The 380-nt window shown below is 54.5% G+C and carries 1 pseudogene; it reads left to right on the forward strand.

The features are described 5' to 3' along the window. A pseudogene (locus D7Y13_RS50295) lies at positions 1–355 on the forward strand (hypothetical protein); the annotation flags it as partial. Positions 356–380: the final 25 nt, after the last annotated feature.

Below are 380 nucleotides of genomic sequence, written 5' to 3' on the forward strand. Positions count from 1 at the left end.
CCTCTTGCTCGATCAAGGCTTTCTGTGCGGACTTGGCAACTACCTCCGCAGCGAAGTGCTGTTTGTCGCCAGAGTGCATCCATCTCTGCGCCCTATTGACTGTACGCCTGAGCAAATTGATGGCTTGGCGGCAGGGGCGATCGCCGTGAGCCAACAATCCTATTTCACCAAAGGCATCACCAACGACCTGGAAATGGTCGCTCAACTCAAACAGCAAGGTTACTCGCGTCAGCAATATCGCTTCTATGTCGTCAACCGCGATGGCAACCCCTGCTATCGTTGCGGCACCACCATTCTCAAAGATAGTGCGGGCGGTCGCCGCATCTACTACTGCCCTTACTGTCAAAGGCGATGAGAGCGTAATGATGCTCAAGCAACGG

Origin of the sequence: Corallococcus praedator, assembly GCF_003612125.1 — a bacterium.
Lineage (GTDB): Bacteria > Myxococcota > Myxococcia > Myxococcales > Myxococcaceae > Corallococcus > Corallococcus praedator.